Origin of the sequence: Enterococcus malodoratus ATCC 43197 (genome assembly GCF_000407185.1) — a bacterium.
GTDB lineage: Bacteria > Bacillota > Bacilli > Lactobacillales > Enterococcaceae > Enterococcus_A > Enterococcus_A malodoratus.
The window spans coordinates 1,278,136-1,294,433 of the sequence record NZ_KE136481.1; the positions used below are offsets into that span (position 1 = coordinate 1,278,136).

Consider the following 16,298-nt stretch of genomic DNA (forward strand, 5'->3'; position numbering starts at 1 on the left):
CTACAACCCCAAGAGGCAAGCCTCTTGGTTTGGGCTTTTCCCGTTTCGCTCGCCGCTACTCAGGGAATCGAATTTTCTTTCTCTTCCTGCAGGTACTTAGATGTTTCAGTTCTCTGCGTCTACCTCTAATCAGCTATGTATTCACTGAAAAGTAACATCCTATAAAAGATGCTGGGTTTCCCCATTCGGAAATCTCCGGATCAAAGCTTACTTACAGCTCCCCGAAGCATATCGGTGTTAGTCCCGTCCTTCATCGGCTCCTAGTGCCAAGGCATCCACCGTGCGCCCTTATTCACTTAACCTTATCCTAATTTTCATTAGGGGTTTGATTGTTCCATCTAGCGATAGACTTCCCAATCAGAAAAAAATAAGCAATTGAACTTATAAAAAAACTCATTCAACGCGGTGTTCTCGGTTTGTTTGGTTTGTTTCTGTATCCAGTTTTCAATGAACGATTTTTGAGAGTAAACCTCTCAAAACTGAACGAATAAAGCAACCTGTGTAGTCTCCGTAATATTCCTTAGAAAGGAGGTGATCCAGCCGCACCTTCCGATACGGCTACCTTGTTACGACTTCACCCCAATCATCTATCCCACCTTAGGCGGCTGGCTCCAAAAGGTTACCTCACCGACTTCGGGTGTTACAAACTCTCGTGGTGTGACGGGCGGTGTGTACAAGGCCCGGGAACGTATTCACCGCGGCGTGCTGATCCGCGATTACTAGCGATTCCGGCTTCATGTAGGCGAGTTGCAGCCTACAATCCGAACTGAGAGAAGCTTTAAGAGATTAGCTTAGCCTCGCGACTTCGCGACTCGTTGTACTTCCCATTGTAGCACGTGTGTAGCCCAGGTCATAAGGGGCATGATGATTTGACGTCATCCCCACCTTCCTCCGGTTTGTCACCGGCAGTCTCGCTAGAGTGCCCAACTAAATGATGGCAACTAACAATAAGGGTTGCGCTCGTTGCGGGACTTAACCCAACATCTCACGACACGAGCTGACGACAACCATGCACCACCTGTCACTTTGCCCCCGAAGGGGAAGCTCTATCTCTAGAGTGGTCAAAGGATGTCAAGACCTGGTAAGGTTCTTCGCGTTGCTTCGAATTAAACCACATGCTCCACCGCTTGTGCGGGCCCCCGTCAATTCCTTTGAGTTTCAACCTTGCGGTCGTACTCCCCAGGCGGAGTGCTTAATGCGTTAGCTGCAGCACTGAAGGGCGGAAACCCTCCAACACTTAGCACTCATCGTTTACGGCGTGGACTACCAGGGTATCTAATCCTGTTTGCTCCCCACGCTTTCGAGCCTCAGCGTCAGTTACAGACCAGAGAGCCGCCTTCGCCACTGGTGTTCCTCCATATATCTACGCATTTCACCGCTACACATGGAATTCCACTCTCCTCTTCTGCACTCAAGTTTCCCAGTTTCCAATGACCCTCCCCGGTTGAGCCGGGGGCTTTCACATCAGACTTAAGAAACCGCCTGCGCTCGCTTTACGCCCAATAAATCCGGACAACGCTTGCCACCTACGTATTACCGCGGCTGCTGGCACGTAGTTAGCCGTGGCTTTCTGGTTAGATACCGTCAAGGGATGAACATTTTACTCTCATCCTTGTTCTTCTCTAACAACAGAGTTTTACGATCCGAAAACCTTCTTCACTCACGCGGCGTTGCTCGGTCAGACTTTCGTCCATTGCCGAAGATTCCCTACTGCTGCCTCCCGTAGGAGTTTGGGCCGTGTCTCAGTCCCAATGTGGCCGATCACCCTCTCAGGTCGGCTATGCATCGTTGCCTTGGTGAGCCGTTACCTCACCAACTAGCTAATGCACCGCGGGTCCATCCATCAGTGACGCAAAAGCGCCTTTCAAATAGAAACCATGCGGTTTCTACTGTTATACGGTATTAGCACCTGTTTCCAAGTGTTATCCCCTTCTGATGGGCAGGTTACCCACGTGTTACTCACCCGTTCGCCACTCCTTTTCTTTCGGTGGAGCAAGCTCCGGTGAAAGAAAAAGCGTTCGACTTGCATGTATTAGGCACGCCGCCAGCGTTCGTCCTGAGCCAGGATCAAACTCTCATAAAAAGTGTTTGAAACAACCTTGCGATTGTTAAGCTCAATTTTAAAAATTGACTTGCTAGCATATTGCTTGCTATGTTGTTTGTTTCTATATAATAGAAACGCCCTACACATTTGGTTTGTTTTATTCGTTCAGTTTTCAAAGGTCTACATTGTTTGTCGCTTTGTTTCAACAACTTTTATATCATAACAGCTTGCCGAGCAAATGTCAACAACTTTTTTGAAGTTTTTTTTATTTCAAAACTCAACGTTCGTCTTTCACTGCATCAGCAACGTTTATTAATTTACCACTTAAACATACATTGGTCAACTATTTTTTTCAAAAAAAAAGAACTTAATTTTCATAAGCTCTTTTTAGTGATTATTCAAATAGAGGTACACCTTCGATTTCGATTGTTCCAAGGATCTTTCGCACACTATCTGGTGTTTCCCAAGCAAATCCAGCCGGCAATTCCGTCACTTGTTCGCTAGTCATTTCAAATACATAAAGTGGCAGGCTATCACCGTGTGATTGTGTATTCGTCAATTCAACCAAACGAATATCGTTAACATTAATATGTAGTGTAGCTTTCAAAAAATTCAAAAAACTTGCTAAAACAGTGTTTTCAGCTTTGGTATCAGTGCGGGCAAATTCTTTATCTATTCCTATTTCGTGAACTAAAAAACGTTTTGATCCATCTTCTAAATGTAACATGATTGTTCCAGATACTTGTTTTGTCACAATTTTCACCTCTGCAAAAGCTAATCGTAAATCGTCCTCATTGTATCATGTTTTCAGAAAAAAAGATATTTTTTGCATAAAATAGGAACTATTTTTCAATATGCTCTTTCAACAGAAAATCTACTGCCTCATCCGTCCATTCCGGCAAGCTTTTCTCAATTGAACGGAAACCGATATTTTTATTACGATTTGTAAAGTAGCGTTTTCTATGATACGGCACTTCAGGTGAATGTTCTGCCAATGTCCGCAATGATAGACTGATTTTCTTTGTGTATTCATCAATATCAATGATCTGAACCTTTACCACTTGATCAATTTCCAAAAAGCTGTGAATATTTTTTGTATACCCTGACTGTACTTCAGATATATGGACCAGCCCCTGTGTCTGATCGTCCAATGAGATGAACGCACCATACGGCTGGATACCGGTTACTCGCCCTTCAATAATATCGCCAATTTTATATCCCATTCATTTCCCTCTTTTCGCATGTTTCATTATACTGTATTTATAAATAAAATTGAAGTTAGCAATCAGGAGGAAAAATAATGCCAAATTTCGAACAGCCGATTGACCGTCTAGGCTCTAACAGTATCAAATGGGATACTATTCTTAAAACCTACAATGAAAAGGAGCTGCTGCCTTTATGGATCGCTGATATGGATTTCAAGGCACCCGCCGGTGTTTTGAATGCCTATCAAAAATTATTGGATCATGGGATATTGGGCTACACGGATACGCCGGAAAGTCTTTATACCGCAATCATCAATTGGGAAAAAGAGCAGCATCAGCTTGCGATCGAAAAAGAAGAGATTCTTTTCTTTTCAGGCGTCTTAGCTGGGATAACTACTGCCATCCAAGCCTTCACTAAACCGAATGACACGATTCTGATTCACGACCCTGTCTATCCTCCTTTTGCAAATATCATTACTACTAACCGACGGCAATTGGTTCGCAGCCGATTGATTGATGAGGATGGACGTTTTGTGATGGACTTTGCTGACATGGAGGAAAAGTTCAAGCATCAGCACGTGAAGGTCATGATTTTGTGCAACCCGCATAATCCTGGCGGTCGCGTTTGGTCGAAGGAAGAATTACAAAAGCTGGGAAATCTTTGTAAAAAGTACGATGTTCTTGTCTTAAGTGATGAGATTCATCAAGATTTAGTTTTTCCGCCTTATGAAATGACCTCTTTCTTTAAAGCTGGTGAAGATTTCAGTGATTTTAGTGTACAATTCACGTCGATGACTAAAACATTTAATTTAGCTGGAATCAAAAATTCGGTCGTCTTTGTAAAAAGTGCAAAGCTGCGTAAACAGTTAACACGCAAACAAGAAGAGAATTTCCAGCAAGAAATCAATACTTTTGGATTAGTTGGTATGGAAGCCGCTTATGAAACCGGCAAGGAATGGTTAAACGAACTATTGCCCTATATTCAATCGAACATTGCTTACACGATGAAGTTTTTCCAAGAACATTTGCCAAACGTTCACATCATGAGTCCAGAAGGCACCTACTTATTATGGTTGGATTTCTCAAAATATGAGCTTTCAGATGCAGAATTAGAGGAACGGCTGATTCATAAAGGAAAGGTCGTCTTGAATACCGGGGTTAGCTATGGTCCAAGCGGCAAACAGCATATGCGCTTAAATGTTGCTTGTCCGCGAGCAACGCTTGAAGAAGGACTGCATCGAATCGCAATGGCATTAAAATAAAAAAAATACGGCCGCTTGGCCGTATTTTTTTTATTCAGTAATTTCAATCGATTCAATCACGATATCATTGACTGGTTTGTCTTGCGGGCCACGTTTAGCAGCTCCGATATTGTCAACAACATCCATGCCTTCAACCACATGTCCAAAGACAGTATGACGGAAGTCTAACCAAGGAGTTCCACCCTGTTTGTAAGTTTCGATGACTTCGCCAGGGAAACCTGCTTCTTCTAATTGAGCCAGCATGTTGGCAGGAACATTTTGATTATTCACGATGAAGAATTGGCTGCCATTTGAGTTTGGTCCAGCATTCGCCATTGATAAGGCACCACGCAAGTTGAACAAATTACGTGAAAATTCGTCTTCGAATTTTTCGCCATAAATACTTTCGCCGCCCATCCCTGTACCAGTTGGGTCGCCGCCTTGGATCATGAAATCAGGAATTACACGGTGGAAGATCACGCCATCATAGTAGCCTTGTTTTGCTAATTCAACAAAGTTCTTCACTGTTTTTGGTGCTTCTTCAGGGAATAGTTGAACGATGATATCCCCCATGTTCGTTTTAATTGTCGCTTTTGGACCTTTTTCTTCTGCTAAGTTTAATTGTGGAAATTGAGTCACTTCAATGTCCTCCTTTATTTTTTGCTGTGTCTATCATAACAAACTTTTCCCCATTTGCCACCTCTCCAAGCTAAGCGGTTCTTTCTCCTTCAAATATTTGTTACAATCGATGGGAAAGAAAGGGTGTTGATATGGAAATTTTTGACATTACAATCGTAGGTGCAGGACCAGTCGGGATGTTCGCTGCCTTTTATGCAGGCATTCGACAAGCAAAGACAAAATTGATCGACAGTTTGCCGCAGCTTGGCGGACAGTTGACAACTCTTTATCCTGAAAAAAATATTTATGATATTCCTGGATTTCCCATCGTAAAGGCGGCGGATCTGGTAGGCAACTTAGAGAAACAATTACGGACCTTTTCACATACATATTGCTTAGATGAGGAAGTTTTAGAGCTGAAGCAGCATGAGGATTACCTAGAAGTAATTACCGCCAAGAATAGCCACTATACAAAATCAGTCGTACTTGCACTGGGTAATGGCTCCTTTCAACCGCGAAGACTGATGATTGACGGCGCCGAGCAATTTGAGAATAAGGGAATTGACTACTATATCAGCGACATAATGAAATACGCTGGAAAAAAAGTTGCGATTGCCGGCGGCGGCGACTCCGCGATTGATTGGGCGCTGATGTTAGAACCAATCGCTGCAGAAGTATCCATCATTCATCGACGCGATAATTTCCGCGGACATGAACACAGCGTTCAAAAATTGAAGGACTCCTCAGTGAACATCTATACGCCATATATCTTAAAAGATCTCCGTGGCGAAAACTATTTGGAAGATCTGACTTTACAAAAGGCAAAAAGTGATGAGACAATTACATTGAACCTGGATTACTTGATCGTCAACTACGGCTTTTCTTCTTCTCTTGATCATTTACGCTCTTGGGGATTAGAAAGTACTCGTCAAGCGATCCTTGTTGAATCAGACATGCGGACTTCGATTCCCGGAGTTTACGCCTGTGGGGATATCGCCACCTATGATGGCAAGGTAAAATTGATTGCAACCGGTATGGGTGAAGCGCCGACTGCCGTCAATAATGCCCTTCACTATGTAAATCCGAAAAATCGCACGCAGCCTGGACACAGCACGAGCCTATTTCCACAAAATTAAATTCAATGGAGGTAAGATATGGTATTCGAAACGACTGCTCTTGAACAAAAAGCCCGTGAACTTTTAGAAGAACGTGGCGTGACGATCAATGACATCGCGGATTTAGTCTTTTTTTTGCAGAAGGACTACATTGATAAACTGGACATCGAATTATGTATCCACAGCGTCAATCGCGTATTGACCAAACGAGAAGTTCACAATGCAATCATCACTGGCATCGAGTTGGACAAGCTAGCTGAACAAAAGAAGCTAGACTACCCTTTACAAAATATTCTTGAAGAAGACGAAGGTCTGTACGGCATCGACGAAATCATGGCCCTTTCGATTGTAAATGTGTATGGTTCAATCGGCTTCACTAACTACGGCTATATTGATAAAGTGAAACCCGGGATCTTGAAAAAGCTGAACGAGCACGATGGCGTCCACGTTCATACCTTCTTAGATGATCTCGTGGGTGCGATCGCCGCGTCGGCCGCTAGTCGCCTGGCACATGAACATCCGCGAAAACTTGATTCTATAGTCAAATAAAAGGGCATTAAAAAAAAGAGCTTAACGCTCTTTTTTTAATGCCCTTTTGCCGAAATAAATCGGTAAGAGATAAAAAATCTCTAGTAAAACAAAAAACAAAATGAAGCAATGCAGGAAAAACGTTTCTGGTAACACGTTGATGATTGGATCGGTCGCCGGATTAAAGATCCATGCGTCATTATTAAAAAAGACCCCATGGAACATGATGAAGAAGCGATCAAAATTCACTGCCATCAAAAAAGCGATCACGATCGGAACCACAACTGCAATCCGAAACGGCTGGATCAGTGTCCAAAGCCGCTGTTGCTTATTCAAATGACGAAGATAAAAGAAACTTGGTACAATCGTCACTAACAGTATGCCGTAATTTAGCAAAAATAGTTTTTTCACTTCATAGAAATGCAGCGCCCCACTTGATGAGACTGGAAAATCAGTCATTTTAAGTGTCTCTACCCAAGGCAGATTCAAATAGCGCATTAATTGATCAAAGTTATGCATCAGCTCTTTAGCCGAAAGCGTCGTGTAATCCAGCAGATCTAAATGCCCAATATCAAACTGGTAAAGCCAGCGGGCATTAATCGTCAACGTGATTGCCAGCGTCAATAAAGTCACTATCAGACAGAGCAATCCAACCCGCTCTAACCATTTATACTTCATTAAAGCTCCATTCATCCAACGAATCGACAAGATACGTCGGCGGCACTGGCAACGTCGGTATATCTTCCTTTTGCGTAAAGCCAGACAAGACTAAGAGAGAATCAATTCCATTATTGATTCCTGCTAAGATATCGGTCGTGTAATTGTCGCCGACCATCAAGACCTCAGACTTTTTCATGTTCAAGATTTCTACCGCTTTATCCATAATGATCGCTTCCGGTTTGCCGATGTAGATCGCTTTTTGCTGCGTAGAAGCTTCTACCATCGCAATCACTGAACCCGCTCCTGGTAATAACCCGCGTTCTGTAGGAATATTTTTATCAGGATTCGTCCCAATAAAGGTCGCGCCTTTTTGAATGGCCAAAGTCGCCGTAACGAACTTTTCATAAGTGACATCTGTATCTAAGCCAACCACTACATAATCAGGGTTTTCTGCATCCCAAACATATCCGGCAGCTAAGATCGGATCAATCAAGCCGGGCTCTCCGATCACAAAGACCTTCTTGCCTTTGGCTGCGTCATTCATATAATCGATCGTCGCAAGTGTCGCCGTGTAAACAGTCTCCGGGTCAACATGGATCGAAAATTCATTGGTTAATCGGTTAGCCACTGTCTCAGGCGTTTTTGTCGTATTATTGGTTAAAAATAAAAATGGGATCTGACGAGCTTGCAGCTGTTCCACAAAGCGGCGGCCAGCTGGGATTGGTTCACTTCCGCGATAAATCGTTCCATCTAAATCAATCAAATATCCTTTGTACATCGTATTACTCTTCTCTTTGACGAATCACAAAGCGTTCGTCCTTTTCTTTAATCTTTGTTGGTGCTTCTTTTTTCGGCTGACGGTTTTTGATGATTGGTTTTTTCTTTGGTTTATCCGTCACTGGCGCTTTTTTCTCTTCTACATAAGCTTGCGGCTTATCTTTACGTTTACGTTTGCGTTTTTTGCGCGTTTGCTGCCGTTTGCCGCCGGTTCGTTCCAACACGAAATAAGCACAGCCAAAGTTGCAATACTCATATAAATAATCTTCTAGTGTATCAATCCGCTGTTCTGGCAAGCTTTTCCGATCATCTTCACGGAAAAAACCTTTCAGCCGCAACTGGTCATATCCCCAGTCGCCAACGATATAATCATAGCGTGTCAAGACCTCACTAAAGCGTTCACCTAATCGTTCGGCCTCAAAGCCTTCACGATAGTTTCTAACTAAGCGATATTGGCGTTCGCCAATCAAAAGATTACTATCATCGACAAATACGACGGTTTCGCCTTTTTTCTTTTCTTCAGTGGGTGTCTCAACGATTTCATCTAAGACTTCAGTCAATTCTTCAGTGACTGTTTTTTCTGAATCATTTTTTGTTTCTTTTTTGTCTCTTTTTTCTTTTGCCATCGTTTCACCACCTGTTTGCTATTATACCTTGTTTTTATTTGATTGGATAGTGAGTGTGGAGATAGTCTCCTAAAACACTGCGAATAAAATCTGGAAACAAAAATTCATACCGGCCGGCGATCTCAATCGTCGGAAAGAAAGGAACGAACATGTAATGATCCACCGTTGCAAACGTGTAATTCAGCTCGGGATCAATCAGCTCACCCAGCCAGCGAACCTGATGATTTACCGGATCATAGTCGATTCCGTCATAAACAAGATGACCAAAAATCTTACCGCGAAAGCCCATCCCCATGACTGGAAAATTGATCAGAAAATGACGGTTTTTTTCCATTTCTAAAATCAAACGAATCAAATTGTTTCCATCTAGCGTTACCTTGATTAAATGCATAGGATGCGGCAATGCCGTATGAAGCTGATCTTGGTTCACGATCCCAGCAGGCACATCGGTCAAAAACAACCCAGAATTCAGAATCGCTGCTTCTGTCCCAGCCGCCTCTTTTACGGCAGCCAGTGTATAGTTGATCATTGGATGATCCGCCTGCAAATCGGTACTCATGGTAAAAGGAATCTCCGCGACTTTTTTATCCGCTAATAACCGATGGCCTTCTTCCAGATAATGATCGATTTCTTCTTGATCCTCTGGTAAAGCCAACATTTTTTCAGTAGCAAAAGTACGGGCCGAGGTTTTCTGGATGCGATGTTCTTCGTCCACTGTTACATGGACTTCACCAACATAGTAGCCATATTTACCAGCCGCCGCCAGTTGCACATCACCAATTTTTTCACCATTTTCAAACAAATGATGGGTATGGGAACCTAAGATGACATCGATCGCCGGTACATCCCGCGCGATTCGCCGATCCACACTGATTCCCAGATGACTCATTAATACTAAGACATCGACTTTCGGACGGATTTCCTCGACAAGACTCGGCAAAATATCCATCACTTGGCGAATATCCCAGCCGTTGGGATTATAGGTCAATGGAAAAGGCGCTGTAAATGCCAACAGACCTACTTTGGTTCCTTGATCAGTAGTGATAATTTTAGATTGCTGCGACCAGGCAGGCGTCTGTAAGGTCTGCTTGTCAAAAAGATTATCTATCAGAACGTCAAAATTGGCTTGATCATATAGCTGATTCAACTCAGCTTTAGAATTTCCAACACCTTCATTGTTACCGATCGTCGCCGCATCATAATGCACCTGATTCATTAATTGGACATTCGCTTGGCCATTGGTCGCCTCAGTCAACGGATGCCAGCGATCGACGAAATCACCAAGATCGATCGTGATGACTTTTTTTCCTGCCGCTTCTTCTTGTTTGCGATTCAACAAAAAGCGGCGGATCTTCGGCCAATTTTCTAAGTGGGAGTGCAGATCATTGGTATGTAAAAGAATAATTTTTTCCATTATTCTACCTCTTTTCAACTCTATATGTTCCATCTATAGTAACATATAGCTCAAGAAGGCTGAACGAACTCGTTCGCTAAAAAGCAGGTGAAAAGCATGAAATTTGAATCTATTCTAGGTCCTATTTGGCTGGACGCTGATCAAAGCGCTCTAAGCTGCGTCTCCTACACGCCCATTGAGGAAAATTCGTTAGCGAATCAAGAAATTTTACAGACAGCCAAAAATCAGCTGACAGAATTTTTAGCCGGAGAGCGAAAAGCATTTGATCTTCCATACGTTTTTCAAATCGGCACCGACTTTCAACAGGAAGTTTGGCAGGCGTTGACAGAAATCCCTTATGGCGAAACATGCAGCTATCTGGATGTCGCTAAAAAAATTGAACGACCAAAAGCCGTCCGAGCCATCGGTCAGGCTAATCGCAATAATCCATTACCAATCATTGTCCCTTGTCATCGTGTCATCGGGAAAAACGGTAAATTGGTCGGTTACTCCGGTTCCAGTGAAGCGGGCCTGAAAATCAAAGAACAGCTGCTGGCGATTGAAAATCCCATGTTGCAAGAGATCACTCTTTTCTAAACACAAAAACACCGCTGTTGAAGAGCAAACTTCAACAACGGTGTTTTTTCAGCTTGATGACGATGAGGCCGAGGCCGCTTCGTCTTCTTTGACGCAATCAATCGCGATCACAAGAGAGATGATCAATTCTTCTAGTGATTCATTCAAAATCGTGATTTCATAGGTATCGCCCCATGAAATCCAGCGCTTATTGATATCCGCGACCTTCCGCCCCTTCTGTGAAACCTCAAAATCCATATCCCACCAGTTTCCTTCAACTTTCAGGTCCTCGGCAGAAATCGAATACTTGGCCTTTAAGAAACTCAAATGCTTTGAAATTTCAATGGCTTCTTTTCCATCCATCTCGACAAAAAATTTCGGCAATAAACTAATGACCTTTTTTGTGATACGGCTGACTTCATTTCCCTGCTCGTCTTCGATTCGGAAAGTCTTCGGAATTTTCATGAAGCTGCCTTTGACAAAATAGCGCGGTCGTTGATCTTCATCCACCACGGTGAATTTTTCACCAATACTAAAAACCTTTTGTTTGATGTACAGTTTTTTCATAGAACGTCTCCCTATAGTTGTTTTTTAAATCTGGTTTTTAATGCTACTTTTCAGATAAATCCCCTGTATTGATCACTGGCTGTGTGCCTTTATCCGTAATAATCGAAACCAATAAGTTGTTGATCAGTTGTACTTTCCGATCATCTGTAAAATGAATGTCTTGGCCATTCTCGATCTGTTCCAACGCCATTTGAGTCATCGTCACGGCACCTTCAACAATTGTTTGACGTGCGGATAAAATTGCTTTGGCCTGTTGACGCTGCAGCATCGCATTTGCGATCTCCGTCGCATAAGCCAAATGGTTCAAACGAGTTTCAATCACCTCTACCCCAGCCATAGCTAAGCGTTCCTGTAATTCTTTGGCCAATTCTTCTGAAACCTCCGTCGTGTTTCCCCGTAAAGTCAGATCGTCATCATTAAACGTATCATAAGGATATTGCGTGGCAATATGACGAATAGCCGTTTCGCTTTGAATCTCAACAAAATCTAAGTAATAGTCGACATCGAATAATGCCTTGGCAGTATCTACAACTCGAAATACCACAACGGCCGATATTTCCACAGGATTTCCATCAGAGTCATTGACTTTCAGCAATGAACTATTGAAGTTTCGTACTTTTAACGATACCGGTATTTTACGGGTCAACGGCGTAGTGATAAACAATCCGTTTTCTTTGATCGTTCCTAAATACTTTCCGAAAAACAATACCGCTTTGGCTCGATTCGGTCCAATGATCGTTAATGAACTAAGAAATAGTGCCGCCACGATCCATAGAAGAATTCCGATGAGGATCATTCCAATACTATCCCGAGTATTCCCCATTAGAACTAACCATAAACCACCTAAGACAACAATGACCAAACCAACTATTCCGGCATAGCCATTTATATGAAATGCTTGTTTCTCTTTCATCACTGCACCCCCATTTTTTGTATCCTTAGTGTACGCTTATTTTGGAAGGGCTTCAATTATTAGTGTCCATAAAATGATCGAGATAAAATAAAAAGCAGACCCGAAAGTCTGCTGTAAAATTCTATATATCAGACACATGCCGGATCCTACTTAGTGCTGCTTCCTTCCAGACCTGACACAATTCACAGGCCCGGCATTGTCCTGCCTTTCGGCAAAAAATAGTATAACAAATTCTAGTCTTTTTGGCTAGTCTTTTTTTTCCGGGCACGCAACTCGCGAAAAAAATTGGTCAACAACAGTCCGCATTCAGCCTCCATGATACCGCCTTCGACGTACGCCCGATGATTGAATCGTTCATCTGTCAACAAATTCATCAGGGTTCCAGCTGTTCCGCCCTTCGGATCATAAGCACCAAAATAAACTTCTTCAACGCGCGACAAGATCATGCCACCGCTGCACATCGGACAAGGTTCCAATGTAACAAACAATTGACACTTCTCTAACCGCCAATTGCCCAAAAATTTACAGGCCGCTTGGATCGCAAACATTTCCGCATGACTGGTGGCGTCTTGACTATGTTCCCGTAAATTATGACCTCGACCGATAATCTCGCCCTGATAAACCACGACGGCCCCGATCGGAACCTCTGCGATCGCTTCTGCTTTTTTCGCTTCGGCAATTGCTTCCTGCATAAAAAAGATTTTTTCTTCTTCTGTTAATTGACTTTCGCGCTCCATTTTTTTCCTCGCTTAATACTTTTTATGTTCGCTTGATTCACTTACTTTAGCATAAAGTATTCAGTAAAAAAATAAGCAAATGCGATTATCGTACTCATCAGAGATGCAGCATGTGTTTAATTTACTAAAAAAAAGATGCGCCATCTCTGGCACACCTTTTAGATTACTTTGTCTACAAAATCCATCAATTTGTCTTTCAAGTCTTCCGTCGTGTCTTTGATCGAATCACCGTAGACCGATACGCGCTTTTTTCCGCTTTTGATCTTGTCTAAAATACTCATGATGTTATCTAGATCATCATCCGAAAGTTTATCAACAATCGCTAACAACGACTCACTTCCGTCAAATTTATCGCTGACAAAACGTTTCACTTTACAACGATTTGAAACATGACGAGCTTTTTCAATTAGCTTCCCTGAAGCAATCACGGCTGTCGCGGTGCTAGCTGCAACAATGACACCTACTCCGATTTTGACTTTGGTTGATTTTTTCATGATATCAGCTCCTTATTCCGATTCATTGGATTAATTTTTTCACATGCTGTAGATCATTTCGCTAGACTCGCTTCTGTCATCAAGTGACCTCATAACAGCCGCGAAAAGCAGAACTATCAGCCTTAATTCAATGATACCACACTCTTAAAATTATCAGTAATAAGAGACCCTAAGAAATGAAAACGTATCCTTCAAATATCCGGATTCTTTTAATCCTTCATCTTCAAATACCCATTCACCATTAAAAAATCCCCGCTCAAAAAAAAGAACCGACAAATTGTCGATTCTTAATCACGGCTTCGATTACCAAAAAGTAAAACTAAACGTAACAGCTGTAGGAAAGTCGCTAATGCCGCCGCAACATAGGTCAACGCTGCCGCAAACAGGACTTTTCGAGCTGCTGCTAATTCATCTTCTGCTAACATATCACCCTCGCGCAAAATGCTCAATGCACGTCGTGAAGCATCAAACTCCACTGGCAACGTTACTAGTTGAAAGATTAAGGCTAATGAAAAAGCCAAGATCCCAATGTTGATCAACGTTTGGTTCCAACTCATAATCACACCCAGCATGATCAATGGAAAAGAAAGCGACGAACCGATATTCGCAACTGGCACGATAGCTGCTCGGATTCTCAGCGGAATATAGTTCTTTGCATCCTGTACCGCATGACCACATTCGTGAGCCGCCACCCCGATTGCTGCGACAGAAGTGGATTGTGCGGTGGCTTCTGATAAGCTTAGCATTTTATTCCCACTGTTATAATTATCGGTCAGATCGCCAGCGATTTGCTGGACGCCGACATCATTGATATTCTGGCTGCGTAAAATGTATTCAGCAGCTTGAGTCCCTGTGACTCCTTTACTGCTGCGAAACTCATCATACTTGCGGAATGTCGAGTTGACATAGGCAGAGGCTAATCCTGAAATGACCAAGCCTGCAATGACTAACAAAAACGTGGGATCTAGAAAATTATAAAATGATCCATACCCATACATATACATTCTCCTCTAATAAAAGATAATTTTACTGTTTGACGTAAACAGTTTCCTAATCTTAGTTTAGCATGAAAGACATGAATTTTTTATGAAAACAACTCTAAGAATTTTCTAGCTTATAACTTCTTAACAAATTCCGATTTCAATTTCATCGGCCCAAAACCATCGACCTTACAATCAATGTTGTGATCCCCTTCGACTAAGCGGATGTTTTTGACCTTCGTTCCTTGCTTGATGGCACCTGAAGCACCTTTAACTTTCAAATCCTTGATGACCGTCACACTATCGCCTTCTTGCAATTGGTTGCCATTGCTATCTTTGACGACGAGTCCTTCTTCAGCAACATCACTTTCTGACCACTCATGACCGCATTCGGGACAGACAAATAACCCGCGATCCTCATAAGTATATTCTGACTGACACATTGGACAATTTGGCATAATCTTCCTCCAATAAAAATATTTTTTTCTAAACATTTAGTTTAGCGGAATCCGAGCCAATTGAAAAGCCTTTCCCAAAAATGTCCGCCGCTTATTTTATTTCTGCACAAGTATGTGTCGCCAGTATAAGCTTTTTACGTCCACTATATGTTCGCATTCAGACACAAAGCCACACTAAACAAGCTTGATCGTGTTGCTTTTTCGATCAAACCTATTTTCTATTTCGAAGTAAAACACCGATCATCTTTTTTTCGATCGTTTTTTCTTTTTTCCGAGTTTCTTATCAACGGTCTTTTTCGTCCGTTTTTCTTCTCGTCCTTTCTGGACCTGTTCCTCGCTTTTAGCGTAACGCATGTATGAGGTATCTGGCTTTTGCATTAGAGCGGCCGCGCTCATCTTGGCAGATTCAGCGCTGTCATTCGGATTGTTCAGCGGCACTTCACCTGGCATTGGATACCGCGCATCCACCATATCCGCGATTTCTTGCGGAGTCATCTTGCTAGTCTTTTTAGGAGGCACTTCTTTATTAACTGTTGCCGTGGCTTTCTTCCTCTGTGTTTGCTTCTGCTCTTTTTTAGAAGTAGAGTCAGTTTCTTGAACGGACTCCGCCGGTTCTTTTCGTCGTGTATCGTAGGAAGTAGTCGTCGTTTTTCCAGAGCCGACATAATTTACGAATTTAGCAAATTGCCGCACGCCATCTTTTGAAAAAATGCTCAACGTCGTTAAGATTCGCAGTGCATTGACAATCACTTCCTCGCTCTGATTGGGATCAGTATCCCGGATTGTCAATTTATGCCGCTTGCCATTGCTGTCTTCAAAGAAAGACTCCACACAATAAATATGCTGCTCTTGACGGATATCAAGGGTAGCTTCTTGTTCTAAATAGTCTTTATAGGATCGAGCTTCTTTTGTACACTCGTAAAAATTTTTATTTTTGTATAACCGTTTTTTGACAGTCTGCCACTCATTGTGAGAAAAGTATTCTTCAAAATAGGGACTGAATCTCCGCAGCGTATCATTCGGGTTCGCTGTAAAGTAAAGGTCTCGGATCAGCTCCTTGAACATACCGGCGAAGGTCTCCCCGCCGCAGATGGCGTCACGAACAATGATCGCAACCACAACCTCTACTATTTCTGAAACGTTTTTTGTCTGTTCAAAATATTTCACGACCCGCTTGAACAAGCTTTCCTTTTTCATACCGAAAATTTGTCTGCGTTCTAACTTCAATCCACCCATACTTTCACCCTCCAGCTTTCCAAGAAAACGGTTTCTTTTTTTAATATTCTAATGATAAAACTAAAATAACTGGTTTGTAAATACTATTTAGAAATACTCTTATTTTAAATTAAATATTAAAAGATTGAAC

General features: G+C 42.4%; 18 protein-coding genes, 2 rRNA genes and 1 other RNA gene (1 of these 21 running past the window's edge). 4 read left to right on the forward strand and 17 right to left on the reverse strand.

The genetic code is table 11. The annotated features are described in order from the left end of the window. From I585_RS06410 to I585_RS06425, 4 genes are all read right to left on the reverse strand, one after another. Positions 1 to 302 (reverse strand): 23S ribosomal RNA (locus I585_RS06410) (it extends 2,611 nt beyond the left edge of the window). A 222-nt stretch (positions 303 to 524) separates the two neighbouring features. After that, a 16S ribosomal RNA gene (locus tag I585_RS06415) occupies positions 525 to 2,083 on the reverse strand. The 16S and 23S rRNA genes sit together here, the layout of an rRNA operon. A 355-nt stretch (positions 2,084 to 2,438) precedes the next feature. Continuing rightward, a complete protein-coding gene (locus I585_RS06420; protein ID WP_232089458.1) occupies positions 2,439 to 2,801 on the reverse strand; it encodes a hypothetical protein in 363 nt (120 codons plus the stop codon). 85 nt (positions 2,802 to 2,886) lie between these two features. Next, positions 2,887 to 3,267, reverse strand: a complete 381-nt coding sequence (locus I585_RS06425; protein WP_010743205.1) for a CvfD/Ygs/GSP13 family RNA-binding post-transcriptional regulator — start codon at positions 3,265 to 3,267, stop codon at positions 2,887 to 2,889. 77 nt (positions 3,268 to 3,344) lie between these two features. Here I585_RS06425 and I585_RS06430 point away from each other — a divergent pair, with 77 nt between their 5' ends. Then, positions 3,345 to 4,511 (forward strand): MalY/PatB family protein, encoded by a 1,167-nt coding sequence (locus I585_RS06430; protein ID WP_010743204.1) that lies wholly within the window; start codon positions 3,345 to 3,347, stop codon positions 4,509 to 4,511. Between the two features lie 30 nt (positions 4,512 to 4,541). Here I585_RS06430 and I585_RS06435 read toward each other — a convergent pair whose 3' ends face one another. Beyond that, on the reverse strand, positions 4,542 to 5,129 hold the full coding sequence (locus I585_RS06435) for a peptidylprolyl isomerase (protein WP_010743203.1): 588 nt from the start codon (positions 5,127 to 5,129) through the stop codon (positions 4,542 to 4,544). 131 nt (positions 5,130 to 5,260) lie between these two features. On the opposite strand from I585_RS06435, the gene I585_RS06440 reads away from it, so the two are divergent. Both I585_RS06440 and I585_RS06445 read left to right on the forward strand, forming a co-directional pair. After that, positions 5,261 to 6,244, forward strand: coding sequence for an NAD(P)/FAD-dependent oxidoreductase (locus tag I585_RS06440; RefSeq protein WP_010743202.1), 984 nt, complete (start codon positions 5,261 to 5,263; stop codon positions 6,242 to 6,244). A gap of 18 nt (positions 6,245 to 6,262) precedes the next feature. Next, positions 6,263 to 6,772, forward strand: a complete 510-nt coding sequence (locus tag I585_RS06445) for a phosphatidylglycerophosphatase A family protein (protein WP_010743201.1) — start codon at positions 6,263 to 6,265, stop codon at positions 6,770 to 6,772. A 21-nt stretch (positions 6,773 to 6,793) separates the two neighbouring features. On the opposite strand, the gene I585_RS06450 is transcribed toward I585_RS06445, so the two are convergent. From I585_RS06450 to I585_RS06465, 4 genes are read right to left on the reverse strand one after another with little or no spacing between them, the layout of a single operon-like run. After that, positions 6,794 to 7,429, reverse strand: coding sequence for a TIGR01906 family membrane protein (locus I585_RS06450; protein ID WP_010743200.1), 636 nt, complete (start codon positions 7,427 to 7,429; stop codon positions 6,794 to 6,796). Next, the gene (locus I585_RS06455; RefSeq protein ID WP_010743199.1) at positions 7,419 to 8,189 is read right to left on the reverse strand and encodes a TIGR01457 family HAD-type hydrolase; all 771 of its coding nucleotides are present in this window, start codon (positions 8,187 to 8,189) and stop codon (positions 7,419 to 7,421) included. The genes I585_RS06450 and I585_RS06455 overlap by 11 nt, the downstream gene beginning before the upstream one ends. A gap of 4 nt (positions 8,190 to 8,193) precedes the next feature. Next, the gene (locus I585_RS06460; RefSeq protein WP_010743198.1) at positions 8,194 to 8,814 is read right to left on the reverse strand and encodes a YutD family protein; all 621 of its coding nucleotides are present in this window, start codon (positions 8,812 to 8,814) and stop codon (positions 8,194 to 8,196) included. A gap of 34 nt (positions 8,815 to 8,848) precedes the next feature. Further along, the gene (locus tag I585_RS06465) at positions 8,849 to 10,228 is read right to left on the reverse strand and encodes a bifunctional metallophosphatase/5'-nucleotidase (RefSeq protein ID WP_010743197.1); all 1,380 of its coding nucleotides are present in this window, start codon (positions 10,226 to 10,228) and stop codon (positions 8,849 to 8,851) included. Between the two features lie 96 nt (positions 10,229 to 10,324). Between I585_RS06465 and I585_RS06470 the strand changes: the two genes are divergently transcribed. Further along, positions 10,325 to 10,804, forward strand: coding sequence for a methylated-DNA--[protein]-cysteine S-methyltransferase (locus tag I585_RS06470; protein ID WP_010743196.1), 480 nt, complete (start codon positions 10,325 to 10,327; stop codon positions 10,802 to 10,804). A gap of 48 nt (positions 10,805 to 10,852) precedes the next feature. Here the strand turns inward: I585_RS06470 and I585_RS06475 are convergent, their stop codons facing one another. The 8 genes from I585_RS06475 to I585_RS06505 all read right to left on the reverse strand — a co-directional run bounded on the left by I585_RS06475 (position 10,853) and on the right by I585_RS06505 (position 16,168). Beyond that, positions 10,853 to 11,350 (reverse strand): LURP-one-related/scramblase family protein, encoded by a 498-nt coding sequence (locus I585_RS06475; RefSeq protein WP_010743195.1) that lies wholly within the window; start codon positions 11,348 to 11,350, stop codon positions 10,853 to 10,855. A 43-nt stretch (positions 11,351 to 11,393) separates the two neighbouring features. Beyond that, positions 11,394 to 12,263, reverse strand: a complete 870-nt coding sequence (locus tag I585_RS06480; protein WP_010743194.1) for an SPFH domain-containing protein — start codon at positions 12,261 to 12,263, stop codon at positions 11,394 to 11,396. 123 nt (positions 12,264 to 12,386) lie between these two features. Beyond that, an RNA gene (gene ffs / locus I585_RS22865) (signal recognition particle sRNA small type) lies at positions 12,387 to 12,470 on the reverse strand. A gap of 26 nt (positions 12,471 to 12,496) precedes the next feature. Then, positions 12,497 to 13,000: a tRNA adenosine(34) deaminase TadA gene (gene tadA / locus I585_RS06485; RefSeq protein ID WP_010743193.1), complete on the reverse strand. Its 504-nt coding sequence runs from the start codon at positions 12,998 to 13,000 to the stop codon at positions 12,497 to 12,499. A gap of 158 nt (positions 13,001 to 13,158) precedes the next feature. Continuing rightward, entirely contained in the window at positions 13,159 to 13,494 is a 336-nt protein-coding gene (locus tag I585_RS06490; protein WP_010743192.1) for a hypothetical protein, read from the reverse strand. Between the two features lie 287 nt (positions 13,495 to 13,781). Then, positions 13,782 to 14,492, reverse strand: a complete 711-nt coding sequence (locus I585_RS06495; protein ID WP_010743191.1) for a zinc metallopeptidase — start codon at positions 14,490 to 14,492, stop codon at positions 13,782 to 13,784. Between the two features lie 116 nt (positions 14,493 to 14,608). Further along, complete coding sequence (locus I585_RS06500) at positions 14,609 to 14,932, reverse strand: zinc ribbon domain-containing protein YjdM (protein ID WP_010743190.1); 324 nt, start codon at positions 14,930 to 14,932, stop codon at positions 14,609 to 14,611. A gap of 240 nt (positions 14,933 to 15,172) precedes the next feature. Further along, on the reverse strand, positions 15,173 to 16,168 hold the full coding sequence (locus I585_RS06505) for a hypothetical protein (protein WP_010743189.1): 996 nt from the start codon (positions 16,166 to 16,168) through the stop codon (positions 15,173 to 15,175). Between the last annotated feature and the right edge of the window lie 130 nt (positions 16,169 to 16,298).